Origin of the sequence: Nonomuraea mesophila (assembly GCF_004352805.1) — a bacterium.
GTDB classification, from domain to species: Bacteria; Actinomycetota; Actinomycetes; order Streptosporangiales; family Streptosporangiaceae; genus Nonomuraea; species Nonomuraea longispora.
Window position 1 is genome coordinate 1 of record NZ_SMLD01000120.1, and the last position, 18,912, is coordinate 18,912.

Here is an 18,912-nt window from a genome sequence, read left to right on the forward strand (position 1 = left end):
GGGGGTGAACAGGCTGCCGGCGGGAGAGGCCTCGTCGGTGGACGGTTGTTCGCTCGTGGCCGGTGTGCGGCCGGACGGGGCGTCATGAGGCGCGAGGGTGCCCGGGCCGGGGCCGCCGAGTGAGGCGGGCTTGACGAAGAGGGAAGGGCGTTCGGCCGCGCCGGTCTCGTCGGCAGCCGCGGGCGCGCGCAGGGCCGCCGGCTTCTCGAACAGGGACGGCCGCTCCGGCTCCTCGGCGGCCTGAAGCGCAATGGAAGGATTCTCGGCCACCGCGGGCTTCTGCGAGGCCGACGGCTCACGTGCGCGCCTGTCCACCGCCTCCGGCTCCTCTCGCGCCCTCTCCGGGGCGCTGTCGTCCCGGACCTCGTCGAGGTCATCGTCAGTCACCGGGCGGAAGCTGGTCGTCTGCTCCCCGGGTGACTCTTGCCGCCCGTCATCCATGGCCGTGTTCACGGCAAGCGCTCCGCTCGAACCATCTCGACCTCCTGGCCGACCCTCACGACGTCACCGACGACGACGATCGCCGGCGGGCGGATCCCAGCCGCGGACACGCGGTCGGCCACGGTGGAAAGCGAAGCGGTGACCGCCCGCTGCGTCGGAAGGGTACCGTCCTGCACCACCATTACGGGAGTCTCCGGCGCACGTCCGTCTCGAACGAGTGCCTCGGCCACCTTCGCGAGCCGCTCGACGGCCATCATCAGCACCAGAGTGCCCTGGGAACGGGCCATCGCGGGCCAGTCGACGGTGGACCGGGGGTCGTCGGGCGCCACGTGCACGGAGATCACGTGGAACTCCTGGCTGACGCCTCGATGGGTGACCGGCACCCCGGCCGAGGCGGGGACCGCGACGGCGCTCGTGATGCCCGGCACCACCAGCACCGGGATGCCCGCCTGGGCGCAGGCGATCATCTCCTCGCCACCGCGCCCGAACACGAACGGGTCGCCGCCTTTGAGCCGGACCACGAACTTGCCCTGCCTGGCCCGGTCGACGAGCAGCTCGCTGATCGTCTCCTGGGACAGCGCCCTGCCGTAGGGGACCTTGGCCGCGTCGACCAGCTCGACGTCGGGGGCGAGCTCGTCGAGCAGGGCACGGGGCGCGAGCCGGTCGGCCACCACCACGTCGGCCTGCGCGAGCAGCTGGCGGCCGCGCACGGTGATCAGGCCGGGGTCGCCGGGCCCACCGCCGACGAGGGCGACGCCGACGGGTTTGGTGCGGTTGCGCCGGGCGTCGACCGTGCCGTCGCGCAGCGCGCCGACGACGGCGTCCCTGATGCCGGCGGCCCTGCGCGGGTCGCCGCCCGCGGTGACGGCCACGCTGATCTCGTCGACACGGCCCGTCGCCGGGGTCCAGGCGGCGGAGGCGTCCTTGTCGTCGGCCCGCACGCACCACACGCGTTTGGCCTCGGCCTCGGCGGCGACCGCCGTGTTGACCGCCCTGTCATCGGTGCAGGCCTGCACGAGCCAGGCCCCGTCGCAGTCGCCGACCTCGTAGGGCCGGGCGTGCCAGGCGACCCTGCCCGCGGCGATGAGGTCGTCGAGGGCGGGAGTGACACCCGGCGAGACGACGGTGACCTCCGCGCCGGCGTCCAGCAGCGCGGGGACCCGCCGCTGCGCGACGCGCCCGCCGCCCACCACGAGGACCCGGCGGCCGGAAAGCCGCAGGCCGAGGAGGTAGGGACCCATGGGGGGAATCTCCCGTTCGCGAAGGTTGTGTTAGGACGTAAAACCTACCGGCTGTCACTGCGTCGAAGTGCTGCGCTCGGACTGGCGACCGTCGAGGAGCGGCTGACGGGGATCCCAGCGGGGCCCGCCCTGATCGTCCTTGCGGCGTCTGGCCATCGCTGACAAGGCCTCAAGGATAACCCGGTTCCCGAGGTAGGCGGTGATGTCCGCATGATCGTACGGCGGCGCCACCTCCACCACCTCCATCCCCGCCACCGGCAGCTCGTAACAGATCCTGCGGACCGCGTCGAGGAGCTGCCTGGCCGTCAGCCCGCCGGGCTCAGGCGTGCCGGTGCCCGGCGCGTGACCGGGGTCGCACACGTCGATGTCGACGGACAGGAAGACCTGGTCACAGCCGTCGAGCGCGATCCGGAACGACTCGGTGAGGCAGTCGTCGAGCCCGCGCGCGACAATTTCGGTCATCTCGTACGAGCGCATGTCCTGGGCGGCCATCCAGTCGAGCGTCTCCGGCTCCGGCCAGTAGCCGCGCAGCCCGAGCTGCAGGAACCTGTCGCCCCGGATGGCGCCCGACTCGATGAGGCGCCGCATCGGCTGTCCGTGACCGTACAGGTGGCCGAACGTGATGTCGCCCGTGTCGGCGTGCGCGTCGAAATGGATCATCGACGTACGGCCGGGCGCGTACGCCCTGGCGGTCCCCCTGGCGTCGGGCAGCGCGACCGTGTGGTCACCGCCGAGCACCAGGGGTACGGCGCCCGAGGCGGCCACCCGGTGCACCGCCTCCTCGATCGCGGCCAGCGAGCCCTCCACGTCGCCCGAGTAGCACTCGACGTCGCCCGCGTCCAGCACCCGCAGGTCGCGCAGGGCGTCGACGCGCAGCGCCAGGCTCGGCCTGGAGCCGTCGTGCGGCAGGTAGCAGGCCTGGCGCAGCGCCATCGGCCCGAACCTGGCGCCGGGACGGTTGGAGGTGCCCCCGTCGAACGGGGCTCCGACGATGACCACGTCGGCGCCCTCGTAGCTCGCCGGGTCGGCCACGTCGCAGCGGTCGACGCCGAGGAACGTGACGTCAGGGCCGTACATGGGACCGTAGCGGGACAAGCTCACCACCTCCAGGTATCACACGGGCTTCTCGGTCACCCCTGCCGCGTCGAACGTGGCCACGTCGTGCATCACCCGCACGGCCGCGCACACCAGCGGATGGGCGAGCAGCGCGCCGGTGCCCTCACCGAGCCGTAGTTCCAGGTCTACCAGGGGGCGCAGGCCGAGGTGGTCGAGGGTGACGGCGTGGCCCGGCTCGGCGGAGCGGTGACCGGCGACGCAGTGGTCGATGGCCGCGGGGTCGAGCGCGGCCGCCACGAGGGCGCCGGCACCGGCGATCATGCCGTCGAGGATCACCGGTACGCGGGCCGCGGCGCCGTACAGGATGAAGCCGGCGATGGCGGCGTGCTCGAAGCCCCCGACGGCGGCCAGGGCCCGCAGCGCCTCGCTGGGCGAGGTGCCGACGGACGGCGGCCGCGTCGCCCCGGGCGACGGGACGCCGGAGCCGCTCCCCTCCGCCCCGGCGGCGGGCTCGTCGGAGTGCAGGCCGTTGACCTGCAGAGCCTTGCGTACGGTGGCGACCTTGCGCTCGTGGGTCCTGTCGTCGATGCCGGTGCCCCTGCCGGTCACCTCGGCCGGGTCACTGCCGGTGAAGACGGAGACGAGGGCGGCCGAGGCGGTGGTGTTGGCGATGCCCATGTCGCCGGCGATCAGGCAGCGCGCGCCCTCCGCGACCAGGTTCCTGGCGACGACGATGCCGGCCTCCAGCGCCCTGACGGCCTGGTCGACGGTCATCGCGGGCCCTTGGGACAGGTCCGCCGTGCCGTAGGCGATCTTGCGCTTGACGAGGCCGGGCGCGTCGGGCAGGTCGGCCGCGACCCCGACGTCCACCACCGTCACCGGTACGCCCGCCTCGGCGGCGAAGGCGTTGGCGACCGCGCCGCCGGAGAGAAAGTTGGCGACCATCTGCACCGTGACCTCCTGCGGCCACGGGGTGACGCCTCGGGCGTGCACGCCGTGGTCGGCGGCGAAGATGGCCAGCGCCGCCGGTGAGGGGACGGGCGGCGGGCAGGCGCCCGCCGCGCCGGCGAGCCGGACCGCGACGTCCTCCATCGCGCCGAGCGAGCCACGGGGCTTGGTGAGGCGGTCCTGATGGGCGCGGGCCTCGGCGAGCGCCCGCTGGTCGGCGGGGCGGATCGCGGCTAGCGTCTCTGCGAGCACGGCAACCTCCGGTCGATGGACGAGCTGGAGTGAACCTCCGGGAGCGGGGACCAAACTGGTGAAGCCTTGGACAGCGGGACGAGCCGGCGAACCTTCGGGGCGGGTGGAGCTGGTGGATCCGCGGTCGGGAGCCCCGCGGACCTACGGTCGCGGGACGAGCTGGAGGGCTTCCTCGTAGCGGTCGATCACGACATCGGCCAGCGTCTCACAGTCGCCGATGACCTCGGCACAGCGGATGTCGAGATCGGGGTGCCCCGCGCCGTACGCCAGCGCCTGCGCCCACACGCGCTCCAGCAGGCCTCCGGCGAACAGCAGGTAGGGCACCACGATCACCCGCTTGGCCCCCAGGCGGCGGCAGCGCTCGAGACCGCCGGGTACCCCAGGCGGGGTGACGGACACGAACGCGGTTTCGACGGTCATGAAGTCGTAGGCGTGCGTCTCCCAGAACAGCCGCGAGACGCGGTGGATCTCGGCGTTGGCGGTCGCGTCGGTCGAGCCCTCGCCGACCAGGACGACAGCGGTGTCACCCGGCTCGACGTGCGCGTTGTGCTCTTCGGGAGGCAGCGAGTCGACGGCCCGAAGCCGCGGCCTCGCGCCGGCCAGTTCGAGCGGGCGGGGCCTCGAGATCTCGGTGGCGGCGTCGTTGAGCCGTTCGGCCAGCAGCGCGAGCACGCGGGGGTCGGGGCCCAGCGGGCGGCCGTAGTCGTACATCAGCGTGGGGTGGCGCTGCTGCTCGCGGGCCATCGCGGCCGGGAAGTCGTCGCTGACCCTGCTGAGGCTCAGCGGCAGCGCAACGAGCCGGTGGTGCCCCCTGGCGACCAGGGAGGCGACGGAGTCGCTCAGCCTGGGCGTGGCCCGCTCCAGGTAGCCGCCCGAGACGTCGGCGCCCGTCTGGTCGAGGCGGCAGCGGAGCCGGTGTACGAACCTGCCGAACTCCGCGGCGTAGGCGTCATCCTGTGAGCCCTGCCCGATCAGCAGGAGCGGCGGCTTCATTGTGAGGGATTCTCCGGTGCGCTAGACAAAGTCACGCGAGGATAACCGATGCACAGCGGTAGGGAACAGGTCACGTTGTGTGCGCGGGTGTCGCGTGCACGACGAAAACCGGTTCCGCGGCGGTCAGGTGGTGGGAGCCTCCGGGGTCGTGGGTCAGGGTGGAGGCCAGGATCTGGGTGCCGGCGCCACGGTATCCCTGCTCGCGGAGGCGGTCGAGCACCGCGGGCACCTGCTCCAGCTTCTTGACCGCGCACACCAGCGAGCGCGGGCGCCGGGCGGCGCAGGCGACGATGACGTCGGGCCCGCCGCCGCCCACGTAGACGGCGTCGGGGTCGGGCAGCGGCTCCAGCGCGGGCGGCGCCTGTCCCCTGGTCAGAGCCACTTTGACGCCGTGTTCCAGCACGTTGGCGCGCAGCCTGGCGCACGCCGCCTCGTCGCGTTCGACGGCCATGACGGCCGCGCCGAGCCTCGCGCACTCGACGGCGATCTCGCCGGCGCCCGCGCCGACGTCCCACACCAGGTCGCCGAGCCGCGGGCCGAGCTTGGCCAGGATGTATGCCCTGGCCTCCGCGGGCAGCGCCCCCTCGAACGGCAGCGCCCACTCCGCCGGCCCCGGTCGCGCCCCCGCGACCCAGCTCGGCTCCTTGGGCTGGTGGAGCGGGTCGATGACGAGGAGCACGTCGGGGTCCTTCCACGGCCGGGTCGTGGCCTCGCCCATGCGGCTGTGGGTGACCCGCTCGTCGGATCCGCCGAGGTCCTCGCACACGAGGAGCGCGCGGGGCGTGGTGGGGGCCAGCTCCCTGGCGACTTCGCCGGGGCCGACGCCGGGCGCCACGAGCAGCGCCACCTTGGGGTGGGCGCGGCAGGCGTTGACGACGCGGGCGAGCTCGCCGGGGCCCGAGGGGGCGACGACGAGCGCGTCGTCCCAGTTGAGTCCCGCGCAGGCGAAGGCCCGGGTGACCAGCGACATGGCGGGCAGCACGGTGGGCTTGACGCCGTGGGCGCGCAGGGTGCGTACGGCGCCGAAGAAGCCGGGATCGCCCTCGGCGAGCACGACCACGGGTCCTTCGCCGTGTTCGAGGTGGTCGTCGAGGGTCTCCAGCAGCGAGCCGTCGCCCACGGCGGGGGCGGAGAGCTTGAGCCGCCCGAGGATGGCGTCGGGACCTATGACGAGCCGGGCCTCACGCAGTTTCTCCGCCGCCTTGGGGGAGAGCTCGGATCCGTCCCAGCCGACCACCGTGATCATCACGCCTCACCGTCCCTCATCTCCAGGGTGACGGCTACCGAGTGGTTTCACAAAGGGTCGAGGGGAAAGTACGGCGTGCCTTCAGGCCAGGTCGGACGGGATGAGGCTGTAGACGACCATGTCGTCGCCGCCGAGGCAGGCGCGGGCGACGCCCTCGCGCAGGAAGCCGGCCTTCTCCGCGACGCGCTGGGAGGCGGTGTTACGGACGGCGGCGCGCAGTTGGAGCCGGTGGAAGCCGTGCCGGTCGAACAGCCAGCGCGCGATCGCGAGCACGGCCTCGCCCGCGTACCCCTGGCCGCGGGCCCAGGGAGCGGTCATGTAGCCGATCTCGGCGGTCCGGTACGACCAGTCGACGTCCCTGAGGTCCACGGTGGCGGCGTAGCGGCCGGTGGCGCGCTCCACGGCGGTGAAGGCCAGGCCCGTTCCCCTGATCCGGGCGCGCTCGCAGAAGTCGATGAACTCCCGCGCGTGCTCCTCGGTGTAGCCGCGCGGGACGCCCGTTCCGGCCTGCGTGACCGGGTCGGCCGCCGTGGCGGCGAGGTCGGGGACGTCGCCGGGCGCGGGCGGCCGCAGCAGCAGCCGCTCGGTGCTCAGTTCCGTCCTCGGCAGGGTGTCGGAGGGGACGCGGCGGTCCTCGCGCAGCAGGCCGAACATGACGAGGTCGTGCGGGCCGTCGTCGTCGAGCACCGCGGCCCGTAGCACGCCTTCCCAGGTGAAGCCCGCTTTCTGGGCCACGCGCAGCGAGGCGAGGTTGCCGATGCCGGCGGTCAGGTCGATCCTGCGCAGGCCGGTGGTCTCGAACGTCCAGGCCACCAGCGCCCGCAGGGCCTCCGTGGCGAAGCCGCGGCCTCGGTAGAGCGGGTGGACGCCGTAGCCGACCTCGGTCGTGCCGGCGCTCCACGAGGTCTTGAACAGGCTGATGGCGCCCACGACCAGGCCGTCGGCGTCGATCATCGCCAAGTGGACGCCCTGCCCGGAGCGGCGCAGCTCGTGCACGCCTCTGGCCAGCCAGGCGGGGACGCCCGAGACCCTGCCGGGCGCGCCCGGCGGCAGGAACCCGGCCTCCGACTTGACGATGGCACGGATCCGCGCGGCGTCCTGGAGGCCGAACGGCCGCAGCGTCAGCCGTTCCGTGGCGATGCTCACGTCGGGATCGAACACCCTGGGCAGGGTACACACTCGCGATGTTTGCCCACGAAAGCAGGGGTAGGAGCGCAATTGAGAGGAGTGAGAGAACCATGGAACGTGGGAGCGACAAGCACGGTCCCCGGCTCGACGAGGAGCAGAAGCACGAGACCGAGGGCATGGTCCGCGGCGGCGGCACGACGCACGCCGAGGAGTGGAAGGAGCCCGAGGCCATGCCCGCACCCGGCGAGGAGTCGCAGTCGTACCCGCCTGGACACGAGCCCGGCACCGCGGAGGGCATCACGCAACGGGGTGTCGACGTCCGCAGCGATCTGGCCAAGTGGCTGAGCGACGCGCACTGGCCCGCGTCGAAACAGGACCTGGTCCAGCACGCCGAGCGCATGGACGCGCCGGACGAGGTGGCCGGCATGGTGGACTCCCTCCCGGAGCGCCGCTTCACGAACGTGGCGGAGGTGGCGCAGGCGCTCGGGCTCGGCGTCGAGAAGCGGAGGTGGTGACGTGCGGCTCGACCTGATCCGCCCGCTGTTCGAGCGGCAGGGCCCGTACGCCTCGGTCTACCTGGGCGCCTACACCATCCCCGAGCGCAAGGCCCAGTGGCGCAGCCTGCGCGACCGGCTGGAGGTGAACGGCGACAGCCGCAAGGCCACCGTGGACGCGCTGGAGGAGGAGATGCGCCTGGCCACGCCGGGCCGGGCGATGTTCGCCGCCCACGGTGAGGTGGTGCTGGGCGAACCGCTCGCGGAGCCGCCGCACCCGCTGGCCCTGTGGTCGCCGCTGCCGTGCGTCACGCCCATGCTCATGCAGCGCGGCGAGAACGTGCCGCACATCCGGGTGATCGTGGACCACGCGGGGGCGGAGGTGTCTGTGTTCGGCGCCGGGTCGCCGCGCCGTACCGTCGTGGAGGCGGCCACGTGGCCGCTGCAGAAGACCTCTCAGGGCGGCTGGTCGCAGAAGCGGTACGAGCGCGCCGTGGACGAGAACTGGGAGAAGAACGCCATGGCCGTCGCCCAGGAGATCGACGAGCAGGCACGCCGCATCGGGCCCGAACTGATCCTGGTGGCGGGCGAGGCCAAGTCGCGTTCCTACCTGCTGCAGCATCTCGGCACCAAGACCGCCGACAGGGTGCTGATGGTCGAGCACGGCAGCCGCTCCAACCACGGCCAGTTCGACGAGGACGTGGAGCGGGCGCTGGACGGCTGGCTCGACCGCAAGCGGGCCGAGCTGCTCGAACGTCACCAGGAGATGAACGGGCCGACCGGGATGGCGAGGGTCGCGCACGCCCTGCGCGAGGGCCGCGTGCAGGCCGTGCTCACGCCCGGCGAGCTGCCGAAGCCCGTCTGGATCGGCGAGGGCGGCACCCAGCTCGCCACCGACCCGGACGAGCTGCGGCGCTGGGGCGTGCCGGAGCCCGTGCAGGAACGTTCGGACTCCGCGCTGGTGAGGGCCACCGCGGTGACGGACGCGGAGTTGTGGTTCACCGACGCGGTCACCGACGTGGCGGCCGTGCTCAGGTACTGACGATCACTTCGAGCGTTCTGGGGCCGTGCACGCCTTCGACCCGGTCGAGCTCGATGTCGCTGGTGGCCGACGGGCCGCTGATCCAGGTGAGCGGGCGCGACGGGTCGAGCCTGGCGACGGCCTCGGGCACGCCGGCCACGATCTGGCCGGCCCGCACCACGCACAGGTGGTAGTCGGGGACGAGCGTCTGCGCTCGCGTGCCCTGACCGGGGCCGTGGTCGAGGACGATCGTGCCGGTCTCGGCGATGGCCACGGCGCAGCCGGTGATCACGCCGTCGGCGGTGCCCAGGTCGGCCCAGCCGCCCGCACGGTCGAAGCCGTCGGGGACGATCATGCGCCGGTCGCCGGCGAGCTCGCCGATCCTGCCGGGCACGTCGGTCTCGGGAATCACGTGCACGATCGCGCGGTAGTCGCCGACGCGTTCGGCGAACAGCCCCACCAGGTCGCCGGCCTGCCGGGTCGTACGGTAGCCGCGGGGGACCTCGACGTCGGGCGTGCCCGCCACGGCCCGGCCGATCCTGGCGAGGATCTCCTCACGCGCGCTCATCCCGGCCTCCCTGCTCCCACCAGTCCCTGAACGACTGCGCCGGGATCTCGGGCAGGTCCCTCGTGTCGGTCCACGCCGACAGCGGCCCCGGCAGCCGTCTGGGCAGCAGCCCGCGCAGGCGGCCGGCCAGGCGCTGGGCCCGGGCGAGCCGTTCGTGGTCGTCGAGTATCCAGCCCGCGACCTTCATGCCCGCCCGCTCGGCGGCCGGGTGCGGGGCCTTGGAGCGCAGGTCCACCAGGACCTCCGGGATGTCGATCGCCACCGGGCAGACGTCGTAGCAGGCGCCGCAGAGGCTGGATGCGTACGGCAGTGAGGCGTCGAGCTCGGACGACATGCCTCTGAGCTGCGGGGTGAGGATCGCGCCGATCGGTCCCGGATAGACCGAGCCGTACGCGTGGCCGCCCGCGCGCTCGTAGACCGGGCACACGTTCAGGCAGGCCGAGCAGCGGATGCAGCGCAGCGCCTGGCGGCCCACCTCGTCGGCGAGCACGTCGGTGCGGCCGTTGTCGAGCAGGACCAGGTGGAAGTCCTGACCCTCGACGGCGCCCGTCCACATGCTCGTATAGGGATTCATCCGCTCGCCTGTGGAGCTTCTCGGCAGGAGCTGGAGGAACACCTCGAGATCCCGCCATGCGGGCAGGAGCTTCTCGATCCCGACCACGCTGATGAGCGTCTCCGGGAGGGTCAGGCACATGCGGCCGTTGCCCTCCGACTCCAGCACCACCAGCGTGCCGGTCTCGGCCACCATGAAGTTCGCGCCGGAGATGGCGACCTTGCTCCTGAGGAAACGTTCGCGCAGGTGAAGCCGGGCCGCCTCGGTGAGGGCGGGTGGGTCGTCGGTGAGGTTCTCCGGGACCTTCGGCATCCTGTCGAGGAAGATCTCGCGGATCTCGGAGCGGTTGCGGTGGATCGCGGGGACGAGGATGTGGCTGGGGAAGTCGTCGCCGAGCTGGACGATCAGCTCGGCGAGGTCGGTCTCGTACGCCTCGATGCCGTGCTCGGCCAGGGCCTCGTTGAGCCCGATCTCCTGGGTGGCCATCGACTTGACCTTGACGACCTCGCGCTCGCCCGTGGCCTGGACCAGGCCGGTGACGATGCGGTTGGCCTCGGCGGCGTCCCTGGCCCAGTGGACGGTGCCACCCGCCCTGGTCACCGCCTCCTCCATCATGACGAGGTAGCGGTCGAGGTTGCGAAGGGTGTGGTCCTTGATGGCCTTGCCGGCGGCGCGGAGCTCATGCCAGTCGGGCAGCTCGGCGACGACGCCGGCGCGCTTGCCGCGGATGGTGTGGGTGGCTTTCCGGAGGTTGTAGCGGAGCTGGGAGTTCTGTACGGCCTGCGAGGCGTTTTGCGGGAAATTTCCGGGCATGCCGAGGAACGTGGCACTCATTGGGCCTCCTCCGTCGATGCGAGGATCTCGGCCAGGTGCATCGTCCTGACCCCGGTCCTCTGGCGGTTCAGGGTGCCGCCGATGTGCATCAGGCACGAGTTGTCCGCCGCACAGATCACCTCGGCCCCCGTGTCCAGGATGTTGCGGGTCTTGTCGGCGCCCATCGCGGCGGAGACGGCCGGGTTCTTGACCGCGAACGTGCCACCGAAGCCGCAGCACTCCTCCTCGCCGGGCAGCGGCACGAGTTCGAGCCCGCGGACGTTCCGCAGCAGTCTCGTGGGCCGGTCGCCCAGGCGGAGCCCGCGGAGTGAGTGGCACGTCGGGTGATATGTCACCCGGTGCGGGAAATATGCGCCCACATCGTCTGTCTTGAGGACGTCGACCAGGAACTCCGACAGCTCGTACACCCTCGGCGCGACCTCCGCGATCGCCGCCGCTCCCCTGCTGCCCGGCCTGGCCAGCTTCGGGTACTGCTCGCGGACCATGGCCGCGCACGACCCCGACGGTGACACGACCGCGTCGTATCCGGCGAAGACCTCGGTGAAGTGCCGGGCCAGCCGCACGCCCTCCTGCCTGTAGCCGGTGTTGACGTGCATCTGCCCGCAGCACGTCTGGGCGACGGGGAAGTCGACGTCGCAGCCGAGCCTGCGCAAGAGCGACACGACGGCCTGGCCCGTGCCGGGGAAGAGCGTGTCGTTCACGCACGTGATGAACAGGGCGACTCGCACGACCCTCCTTCCAGGGTATGGTCAGACCATATCGAACCGCACTCTTTCCGGCCACCATGGGAGGTTCCGTTGGGCGACGGGGGCCGGCGTCCCGTGAAGCGGACGCGGACGTTCGAAGAGGTGCTCACCCAGATCGAGCGGCGCATCGCGGCGGACGGCCTCACCGCGGGCGACCGGCTGCCCGCCGAACGCCGGCTGGCCGAGGAGCTCGGCGTCAGCCGCTCGTCCGTACGCGAGGCCCTGCGCGTGCTGGAGTCGCTCGGCGTGGTCTCCTCGCAGGTGGGCCGGGGCCCCGACGCGGGCGCGGTGCTGACCTCACGACCCGAGACGGCGCTGGCCGACCTGCTCCGGCTCCACCTCGGCATGGCGGGCCTGGAGCTGCGCGAGGTCATCGGCACCCGGCACATGATCGAGCAGTGGGCCGCCTCCCATGCCGCCTCCGCCCGGGCGGACACGTCCGCGCTGGCCGCCGCCCTTTCCGGGATGGACGGGGCGCGCACGGCGGAGGAATTCGTCGAGCACGACACCGCCTTCCACTGCGCGATCGCGGACGCGTCCGGCAACCGGCTCGTCGCGGCCATCATGCGCTCGCTACGCGACTCGATGCGGCGGTACGCGGTCGAAGCGGTCGAACGCCTCGGTGACACGGCGATCCTGCGCGCCGACCACGTACGCATCCTGCGGGCCGTCGAGGCCGGCGACGCGGACGAGGCCGCCAGGGCCGTCGCGGAGCACCTGGCCCACGCCTATCCGTCGTTGTCCGGTCACTGAACCGTGTCCGCCTGCCTGCAGGTGGCGCCCGAACAGGCCATCATCGCCTGCAGCCGCCGTTCGAGCCCGGCCAGCAGCGCGGGGTCGGCTCTCGCGGCGAGGTTGTCCAGCTGGTGCGGGTCCGCGTGCAGGTCGAAGAGCTGCCGCTCCCCCGTGTCGTACCGAACATAGGTGTACCGATCCGTCCGCAACGCCCGGTAGCCGGGCACCGGAGTCTGCCGGGCCGACGCCCGGTTGGCCGGCCTGGCGAACTCGACCAGCACGTTCCTGCGCCACTCCGCCGGCGGACGGCCGCTCAGCAGGGGCACCAGCGAGCGGCCCTCCGCGAACGACGGCAGGGGAGCCCCGCCCAGCGCCGCGAACGTCACCGGCAGATCCACCACGGAGGTCAGCGGATGGATCCTGGAGCCGGCGGCGATGCCGGGGCCGCGCACGACGAGCGGCACCCTGACCGCCTCCTCGTACGGGGTGGTCTTGCCGCGCCTGAGCCGGTGCGTGCCCTGGTGGAAGCCGTTGTCGGAGGCGAAGAAGATATAGGTGTCGTCGAGCTTGCCCGACTCGCGCAGGGCCTTGACCAGCGAGCCGACGAGGTCGTCCACGCCGAGCATGGCCCGCAGCCTGGCGCGGAACCGCTCGTCGATGTGTTCGGCTCCGTCCGGGCCGATCCGCGGCAGCTCGCGCACCCACAGCGGCTCGCGGCTGACGTCCTCCTGGTCGAACGACGGGGGCCGCGGCGCCGTGGCTCCGGGGAAGGCGTCGGCGTGCCGGGGTGCGGGGTTGGCCGGGTTGTGCGGCGGGACGGCCCCCAGGTAGAGGAAGAACGGGTCCTTGGACGCGGTCACGAAGTCGCGGGCCTTGCGGGACAGCACGTCGGTCAGGTAGTCGTTTTCGGACCAGCCGTAGTCGGCCACGCGGCCGTTCTCGTTGAGCCGGTAGCCGTACTCCTGGTAGAGCTTGCGCACCGGCACTGCCCACTCGTCCCAGCCGGGCGGCACGTACGTCTCCTGGGCCGTGGCGCCGGGATAGTGGTTGAGATATTTGCCCATGAGGGCGGTGCGGTAGCCGGCCTGCTTCATCCACGTCCCGATGGTGGAGTGTTCCAGCCCCTGCGTATGAAAGCGGTCGAACCCGCCTTCCGGCGCGGTGTTGGTCCATACGCGATGGCTGTGGACGTACTGCGAGCGCAGCGTCGACGCCCGTGACGGGCAGCACCAAGGGTTGGTCGCGAAATACCGCTTGAACGACGCGCCCTGGCGGACGAGATGCCGGGTGATGTTGGGGAATCGGCCGAGCGTGCCGGTGTCGAGGTCGTCGACCAGCACGAACACGATGTTCGGCCGGGAGCCGCCCTCGGCCACCGCGGTCCCGCCTGCCGGCAGGAGCAGCAGCAGGCAGAGAAGTCGCGACACAGCCTTCAGCACACGGCTTCCTCTTCCCGGGAGATGTCCATTGACACTGGAGGTGACCGCGGGGGTAATGGAATCTACCTCCGGAGGTGGATCATGAAGCTCGGCCTGAACCTCGGTTACTGGCAGAGAAACGCCGACGACGCAACGGAGTCGGTGCTCGCCGCCGAGCGGCTCGGCTACGACTCGGTGTGGACCGCGGAGGCGTACGGCAGCGACGTCTTTACCCCGCTGGCCTGGTACGGCGCGCGCACCAGCCGCATCAAGCTGGGCACCTCCATCGCGCAGATCTCGGCCAGGCCGCCCGTCACGACGGCGATGACGGCGATGACCCTCGACCACCTCACCGGCGGCCGGCTGCTGCTCGGCGTGGGCGCGTCCGGCCCGCAGGTCGTGGAGGGCTGGTACGGCCGGCCGTTCGCCAAGCCGCTGGCCAGGACCCGCGAATACGTCGAGATCATGCGCAAGGTGTGGCGCCGCGAGGAGCCGGTCACCAGCGAGGGCCCGCACTACCCGCTCCCGCTCGCGGGCGGGCTGGGCAAGCCGCTCAAGCTCATCACCCATCCGCTGCGCGCCGACATCCCCGTCTACCTCGGCGCGGAGGGCCCGAAGAACGTCGCCCTGGCCGCCGAGATCGCCCAGGGCTGGCTCCCGCTGTTCGCGTTCCCCTCGAAGATCGAGGAGATGTACGGCGCGTCGCTGGCGGACGCGCCCGAGGGCTTCGACGTGGCGGCCATGGTGATGGTGGTGATCTCCGACGACGTGCGCGCCGCGCTGGACGGCGTGAAGATGATGCTGACGCTCTACATCGGCGGCATGGGGGCGAAGCAGCGCAACTTCCACGCCGACATCATCGGCAGGATGGGCTACGCCGAGGCCGCCGAGCACATCCAGTCGCTCTACCTGGCCGGGAAGAAGGACGAGGCGTTCCGTGCGATCCCGGACGAGCTGGCCGACGGCATCTCGCTCGTCGGCCCGCCCGGCCGGATCAAGGAACGCCTCGCGCTCTGGCACGCCAGCCCCGTCACCAGCCTGCTGGTCATGGGCCCGCGCGACGAACCCTCGCTGAAGCTGGTGCGCGACCTCGTGCTGGGCTGAGCCACCCGTACGCCGGTCAGTCGGGGCGCGGCGCCGGGTCGGCGGTCACCGACCGCAGCAGCGGCCTGCTCAGCGCGCCCGCCCCGATCACGCCGGCGAAGCCGGCCACGACGCAGGCGAGCAGCGTGAGCGCGCCCACCGCGCTGATCCCGCCCAGCATGAACGGCGTCGCGCAGAACACCCCGACCAGGATCGCGCCGCCGCCCATCACGGCCAGCGGGATGAGGGTCTCGGCGCGGCGGGCCCTGTCGAGCACCTCAAGCGGCGTGCCCGCCAGGCGCAGCAGCCCGTACGTCTGCCGCCGGTCCAGGATCGCCGAGGCGGCCGTGATGCCCGCGCTGGCGATGGCCACCAGGAACGACACCGACAGCACGACGATCGTGCCCACGCGGACGTCGGCCAGGATCTGCACGCCGAAGCGCTGGTCGTCCGCCTTCGTCGTGGGAGTGCGGCCGGGGACGAGCCCGGCGAGCGCGGTGCGCGCCCGGTCGACGGCGGCGGCGTCGGCGGAGCTGCCCAGAGCGGCGACGACGACGTCGTCCGACGCCTCCACGGTGGCCGTCACCTTCGCCCGCTCCAGCCGTTCGCGCGCCTGCCCGGTCACCTTCGTCACCTGTCCGGCGGGCGCGGTGACCCGGAGCTGGGGCGGCCCGGTCTCGCCCTCGAACGCCCCCGGGCTGAGCAGGCCGAGGAAGCCCGCCACGAACCCGGTCAGCGCCACGCCGCTCACCGTGCGCCAGGCCGAGCGCGGGTCGTCCACCAGCCGCCGGCCCGCCAGCAGCCGGGCCGGCCTGCGCGCGCTCGCGGCCGTGACCCTGCCGATCATCCCGACCACCCAGGGCCCGGCCAGGTTGACGCAGAGGAACGCCAGGCCGAGCGCCACGGCGATGATCGTGACGCTGGAGCTCCGGGTCAGCGTCGGGAACACGGCCAGCACCGCCAGCAGGGCGAGCACCCGTACGAACCGCATGGCGGGCGGGGTCTCCCGCTTGGCCACGCCGAGCGGGCTCACCACGACGCGCCGCAGCCCGATCACCGCGGAGAGCCCCACCAGCAGCGGCACCGCGACCAGCACCGCGGCCAGGACCAGCGGGCCGGGGAACAGGTCAGCCGCGAACCAGGGGCCGCCCTGCATCTCGATGCCCGCCAGCAGCGGCACGGCCAGGGCGAACGCGACCGTTCCCGCGAGGGCGCCGGCCAGCGCGACGATCATCGCCTCGGCCACGGTCATGGCGACGACCTGCCCCGGCGTCGCGCCGACCAGCCGCAGCGCGGCCAGCCGCTGGTCGCGCCTGGCCACCGTGAGCCTGGCCGCGGCGCCGCCGAACACCAGCAGCGGCACCACCATGAGCACGCTCGCGATGAGCGCCAGCACCCGGTACGCCTCGGAGTCCTCGCTCGGCGCGCCCGTCAGGCCGGCCACCTTGGTGGGCGGCTTGGCGATGACCCAGTCGTCGCTGCGCTTCGCGGTCAGCGCGGGCGCGCCGGGTTCGTGGCCGACGACGGCGACGAGCTCGTCCGGATGGACCAGTGCCTCGTCGCCGAGCACGCCCGCGGGATCGGGGTAGCGATCGGCGAGCTCGGTGGCCGGCAGCCGCGCGGCCAGCTCGGCCAGCGCGGGCGAGAGCCACACCTCGCCGGGGGCGGGGAAGCGCGGCATGCCGGGCGGGGCGGGCGCCCGGCCGAGCGCGCCCAGGTCGACGACGCTGATCGCCTGGTCGCGTACGTAGTCGTAGCGGGACGCCTGGACGGCCACCGCGCCGGACGTCGCGGGCACCGGGTTGCGCCAGGCGCCGCGCTCGCCCCTGGCCTCGAAGGCGAAGTTCGCGGCCACCGCGAACAGCAGCAGCGCCGTGGACACGGCGACGGCGCCCAAGGTGAGCCAGGTGCCGAGCATCCCCTTGCCGCCGCCTTTCAGCAGCCGCCAGGTCAGGCCGAGGTTCACGCGCGCACCCCGCTCGGCACGATCAGGCCGTCGCGGACCTCGACCGTGCGGTCGCACCACGCGGCCACGTCAGGGTCGTGGGTGACGACGATCAGGGACGCCTCGTTGTGCTTGGTCGCCTCGGCGAGCAGCCGCATCGTGTCGTGCCCCGTGCGCTGGTCGAGCGCCCCCGTGGGCTCGTCCGCGAACACCACGGCCGGGCGGCTCACCAGCGCCCTGGCGATGGCCACCCGCTGCGCCTGGCCGCCGGACAGCTCGCCGGGCCGCCTGCCCTCCATGGTCTGCAGGCCGAGCGGCGCGAACCACTCGCGTGCCCGGCGCACCGCCTGCGCCCGGGGCACGCCGTCCAGCATGAGCGGGAGCGCCACGTTCTCCTCTGCGGGCAGCTCGGGCAGGAGCTGGCCGAACTGGAAGACGAACCCGAAGCGGGTGCGGCGCAACGCGCTGCGCCTGCGCTCGGACATGGCGTCGATGCGCCCGCCGAGCAGGTGCACCTCGCCCGCGTCCGGCTTCATGATCCCGGCCAGGCAGTGCAGCAGCGTCGACTTGCCCGACCCGCTCGGGCCCATGATCGCCACGGCTTCGCCGGCGCGCACCGCGATGTCCACACCGCCCAGGGCGACCGTCTGCCCGAACCTCTTGGCCAGGCCTCGTCCAACAAGCACGTCGTTCATGACGTCCAGCCTCGGGGCGGCCGGGGGTGCGGCGGATCGGCCGGGCGGCCAGAAGGGCATCGGCCGAACGGCCGATCTCTAGAGTTGGGGCGTGACTATTCGGGTTCTCATCGCCGACGATCAGCAACTGGTACGCACCGGCTTCCAGATGATTCTGGACGCGCAGCCGGACATGGAGGTCGTGGCCGCGGTGGCCGACGGCGCCGAGGCCGTGGCGCAGGCCCGGCGGCTCAGGCCCGACGTGTGCCTGCTCGACATCAGGATGCCCAAGCTCGACGGCCTCGAGGTGACCCGCGTCCTGGCGGGGCCGGGGGTCGAGAACCCGCTGCGGGTCGTCATCGTCACCACCTTCGACCTGGACGAGTACGTCTACGGAGCACTGCGCTCCGGCGCGACGGGGTTCCTGCTCAAGGACAGCGGGCCCACCCTGCTGATCGAGGCCGTCAGGGCCGCGGCGGCGGGCGACGCGCTGGTGTCGCCGTCGGTGACCGTACGCCTGCTCCAGCACGTGGCCCAGCCCCGGCGTGCCCCGGCACCGGCGAACGACCCGCTGACCGATCGCGAGCTGGACGTCGTACGCCTGATCGCCAGGGGGCGCACCAACCAGGAGGTGGCCGCGGAGTTGTTCGTGTCGCTGTCGACGGTCAAGACGCATCTCGGCAGCATCTTCGCCAAGCTCGGCGTCAGGAACCGCGTGGAGATCGCGGCGTGGGCGTGGGAATCCGGCGTGGTGCGCTGATTAGCGGGAGGGCTCACGGGATACAAGTGAGTCAGAACCTCAGCGCATGGCCATGGGAGAACAACGTGCGCCACACCCAGGCATCGCCCGCGAGAGCCGCCCTCGCCGTACACGTGACCCTGGTCGCCCAGGTCATCTCCATCGGAGCTCTCGTGATCTTCGAGCAGGCGTGGGGCCGTGACCTCGCCGCCCGGCTCGCCGCGTTCGGCGGCCGGCCCACAGGGGCCGACGCGGAGGCCGTGGTCGGGGCGGTGACGATGTTCGCGGTGCTCATGATGCTGGTGGCGGGCACCTCCGTCGCGGTCGCCGCCGCCTACGTGACCTGGCTCGTGCGGGCCAGGCAGGCCAACGACCGCTCGGCCGCGACCGGCCCCGTGGCGGCCGCCTGGTTGATCCCGGGCGTCAACCTGATCGCCCCGGCCGTGCTGGTCGACGAGGTGTGGCGCGGCGCCCGGCCGCCCGCGGGCCGCCGCGGCCGGTGGCTGGCGCTGCTGACCGGCTGGTGGGTGAGCTGGCTGGCCATGCTGGCGCTGGTCACCGTGCGGCTGCCGTTCGGCTCGTCGGAGCTCGACCTGACGGGGGTGGGCATGCTGGAGCTGACCTGCTCGGCGCTGGCGGCCCTGCTGTGCGGGGCCACCGTACGCGAGCTGACCCGGCTCCAGCGGGGCACCAGGGCACCCCGGCAGGCGGAACTCGGCGCCGTACGCGCCTTCGCCCCCGAGCCGCGCCCGGCCCCGGGCTCCACCCCGATCGGACGCGCCGGCTAGGTCGCCGCA

General features: G+C 72.7%; 19 protein-coding genes. 6 read left to right on the top strand and 13 right to left on the bottom strand.

The features are described 5' to 3' along the window. From E1295_RS33605 to E1295_RS33635, 7 genes are all read right to left on the bottom strand, one after another. The coding region (locus E1295_RS33605; protein ID WP_425465376.1) for a hypothetical protein at positions 1-387 on the bottom strand (387 nt) is incomplete at its 3' end. A gap of 62 nt (positions 388-449) precedes the next feature. Continuing rightward, complete coding sequence (gene cobA / locus E1295_RS33610) at positions 450-1,682, bottom strand: uroporphyrinogen-III C-methyltransferase (RefSeq protein WP_132636813.1); 1,233 nt, start codon at positions 1,680-1,682, stop codon at positions 450-452. Between the two features lie 54 nt (positions 1,683-1,736). Beyond that, on the bottom strand, positions 1,737-2,777 hold the full coding sequence (speB, locus tag E1295_RS33615; RefSeq protein ID WP_132636815.1) for an agmatinase: 1,041 nt from the start codon (positions 2,775-2,777) through the stop codon (positions 1,737-1,739). 18 nt (positions 2,778-2,795) lie between these two features. Beyond that, entirely contained in the window at positions 2,796-3,938 is a 1,143-nt protein-coding gene (locus E1295_RS33620; protein WP_132636817.1) for a nicotinate-nucleotide--dimethylbenzimidazole phosphoribosyltransferase, read from the bottom strand. Positions 3,939-4,079: 141 nt separating this feature from the next. Beyond that, positions 4,080-4,931 carry a sirohydrochlorin chelatase gene (locus E1295_RS33625; protein ID WP_132636819.1) on the bottom strand — a complete coding sequence of 284 codons (852 nt, stop codon included), beginning with the start codon at positions 4,929-4,931 and terminating at the stop codon, positions 4,080-4,082. Positions 4,932-5,001: 70 nt separating this feature from the next. Beyond that, a complete protein-coding gene (locus E1295_RS33630; RefSeq protein ID WP_132636849.1) occupies positions 5,002-6,177 on the bottom strand; it encodes a bifunctional cobalt-precorrin-7 (C(5))-methyltransferase/cobalt-precorrin-6B (C(15))-methyltransferase in 1,176 nt (391 codons plus the stop codon). Positions 6,178-6,258: 81 nt separating this feature from the next. Then, complete coding sequence (locus tag E1295_RS33635) at positions 6,259-7,338, bottom strand: GNAT family N-acetyltransferase (RefSeq protein WP_166427528.1); 1,080 nt, start codon at positions 7,336-7,338, stop codon at positions 6,259-6,261. A 77-nt stretch (positions 7,339-7,415) separates the two neighbouring features. Here E1295_RS33635 and E1295_RS33640 point away from each other — a divergent pair, with 77 nt between their 5' ends. Further along, the gene (locus E1295_RS33640) at positions 7,416-7,820 is read left to right on the top strand and encodes a DUF2795 domain-containing protein (RefSeq protein WP_132636823.1); all 405 of its coding nucleotides are present in this window, start codon (positions 7,416-7,418) and stop codon (positions 7,818-7,820) included. A gap of 1 nt (position 7,821) precedes the next feature. Beyond that, a complete protein-coding gene (locus tag E1295_RS33645; protein ID WP_132636825.1) occupies positions 7,822-8,841 on the top strand; it encodes a baeRF2 domain-containing protein in 1,020 nt (339 codons plus the stop codon). Here the strand turns inward: E1295_RS33645 and E1295_RS33650 are convergent. Genes E1295_RS33650 through E1295_RS33660 form a run of 3 tightly spaced genes read right to left on the bottom strand, consistent with a single transcriptional unit; the run spans position 8,831 to position 11,503 of the window. Next, positions 8,831-9,388 (bottom strand): LutC/YkgG family protein, encoded by a 558-nt coding sequence (locus E1295_RS33650; RefSeq protein ID WP_132636827.1) that lies wholly within the window; start codon positions 9,386-9,388, stop codon positions 8,831-8,833. The genes E1295_RS33645 and E1295_RS33650 overlap by 11 nt on opposite strands. Further along, positions 9,375-10,775: a lactate utilization protein B gene (locus tag E1295_RS33655; protein WP_132636829.1), complete on the bottom strand. Its 1,401-nt coding sequence runs from the start codon at positions 10,773-10,775 to the stop codon at positions 9,375-9,377. The genes E1295_RS33650 and E1295_RS33655 overlap by 14 nt, the downstream gene beginning before the upstream one ends. After that, positions 10,772-11,503, bottom strand: coding sequence for a (Fe-S)-binding protein (locus E1295_RS33660; RefSeq protein WP_132636831.1), 732 nt, complete (start codon positions 11,501-11,503; stop codon positions 10,772-10,774). Before E1295_RS33660 ends, E1295_RS33655 begins: the two co-directional genes overlap by 4 nt. 93 nt (positions 11,504-11,596) lie before the next feature. Between E1295_RS33660 and E1295_RS33665 the strand changes: the two genes are divergently transcribed. After that, positions 11,597-12,274 (top strand): FadR/GntR family transcriptional regulator, encoded by a 678-nt coding sequence (locus tag E1295_RS33665; RefSeq protein WP_246080652.1) that lies wholly within the window; start codon positions 11,597-11,599, stop codon positions 12,272-12,274. Here the strand turns inward: E1295_RS33665 and E1295_RS33670 are convergent. After that, on the bottom strand, positions 12,268-13,683 hold the full coding sequence (locus E1295_RS33670) for a sulfatase family protein (RefSeq protein ID WP_246080654.1): 1,416 nt from the start codon (positions 13,681-13,683) through the stop codon (positions 12,268-12,270). The genes E1295_RS33665 and E1295_RS33670 overlap by 7 nt on opposite strands. A gap of 93 nt (positions 13,684-13,776) precedes the next feature. Between E1295_RS33670 and E1295_RS33675 the strand changes: the two genes are divergently transcribed. Continuing rightward, positions 13,777-14,778 carry an LLM class F420-dependent oxidoreductase gene (locus tag E1295_RS33675; protein WP_132636837.1) on the top strand — a complete coding sequence of 334 codons (1,002 nt, stop codon included), beginning with the start codon at positions 13,777-13,779 and terminating at the stop codon, positions 14,776-14,778. Positions 14,779-14,794: 16 nt separating this feature from the next. Here E1295_RS33675 and E1295_RS33680 read toward each other — a convergent pair whose 3' ends face one another. Together E1295_RS33680 and E1295_RS33685 are read right to left on the bottom strand one after the other, a co-directional pair. Further along, on the bottom strand, positions 14,795-16,723 hold the full coding sequence (locus tag E1295_RS33680; RefSeq protein WP_132636839.1) for an FtsX-like permease family protein: 1,929 nt from the start codon (positions 16,721-16,723) through the stop codon (positions 14,795-14,797). After that, positions 16,720-17,397: an ABC transporter ATP-binding protein gene (locus E1295_RS33685; protein WP_132636841.1), complete on the bottom strand. Its 678-nt coding sequence runs from the start codon at positions 17,395-17,397 to the stop codon at positions 16,720-16,722. The genes E1295_RS33680 and E1295_RS33685 overlap by 4 nt, the downstream gene beginning before the upstream one ends. A 91-nt stretch (positions 17,398-17,488) precedes the next feature. On the opposite strand from E1295_RS33685, the gene E1295_RS33690 reads away from it, so the two are divergent. Beyond that, a complete protein-coding gene (locus E1295_RS33690; protein ID WP_132636843.1) occupies positions 17,489-18,136 on the top strand; it encodes a response regulator in 648 nt (215 codons plus the stop codon). Positions 18,137-18,201: 65 nt separating this feature from the next. Next, positions 18,202-18,903: a DUF4328 domain-containing protein gene (locus tag E1295_RS33695; RefSeq protein WP_246080655.1), complete on the top strand. Its 702-nt coding sequence runs from the start codon at positions 18,202-18,204 to the stop codon at positions 18,901-18,903. Positions 18,904-18,912: the final 9 nt, after the last annotated feature.

What these genes read in the sequence shown, in the direction of transcription:
- cobA (WP_132636813.1), bottom strand. Translation starts at nt 1,682, where the DNA reads ATGGGTCCCTACCTCCTCGGCCTGCGGCTTTCCGGCCGCCGGGTCCTC.
- E1295_RS33625 (WP_132636819.1), bottom strand. Translation starts at nt 4,931, where the DNA reads ATGAAGCCGCCGCTCCTGCTGATCGGGCAGGGCTCACAGGATGACGCC.
- E1295_RS33630 (WP_132636849.1), bottom strand. Translation starts at nt 6,177, where the DNA reads ATGATCACGGTGGTCGGCTGGGACGGATCCGAGCTCTCCCCCAAGGCG.
- E1295_RS33640 (WP_132636823.1), top strand. Translation starts at nt 7,416, where the DNA reads ATGGAACGTGGGAGCGACAAGCACGGTCCCCGGCTCGACGAGGAGCAG.
- E1295_RS33650 (WP_132636827.1), bottom strand. Translation starts at nt 9,388, where the DNA reads ATGAGCGCGCGTGAGGAGATCCTCGCCAGGATCGGCCGGGCCGTGGCG.
- E1295_RS33655 (WP_132636829.1), bottom strand. Translation starts at nt 10,775, where the DNA reads ATGAGTGCCACGTTCCTCGGCATGCCCGGAAATTTCCCGCAAAACGCC.
- E1295_RS33675 (WP_132636837.1), top strand. Translation starts at nt 13,777, where the DNA reads ATGAAGCTCGGCCTGAACCTCGGTTACTGGCAGAGAAACGCCGACGAC.
- E1295_RS33685 (WP_132636841.1), bottom strand. Translation starts at nt 17,397, where the DNA reads ATGAACGACGTGCTTGTTGGACGAGGCCTGGCCAAGAGGTTCGGGCAG.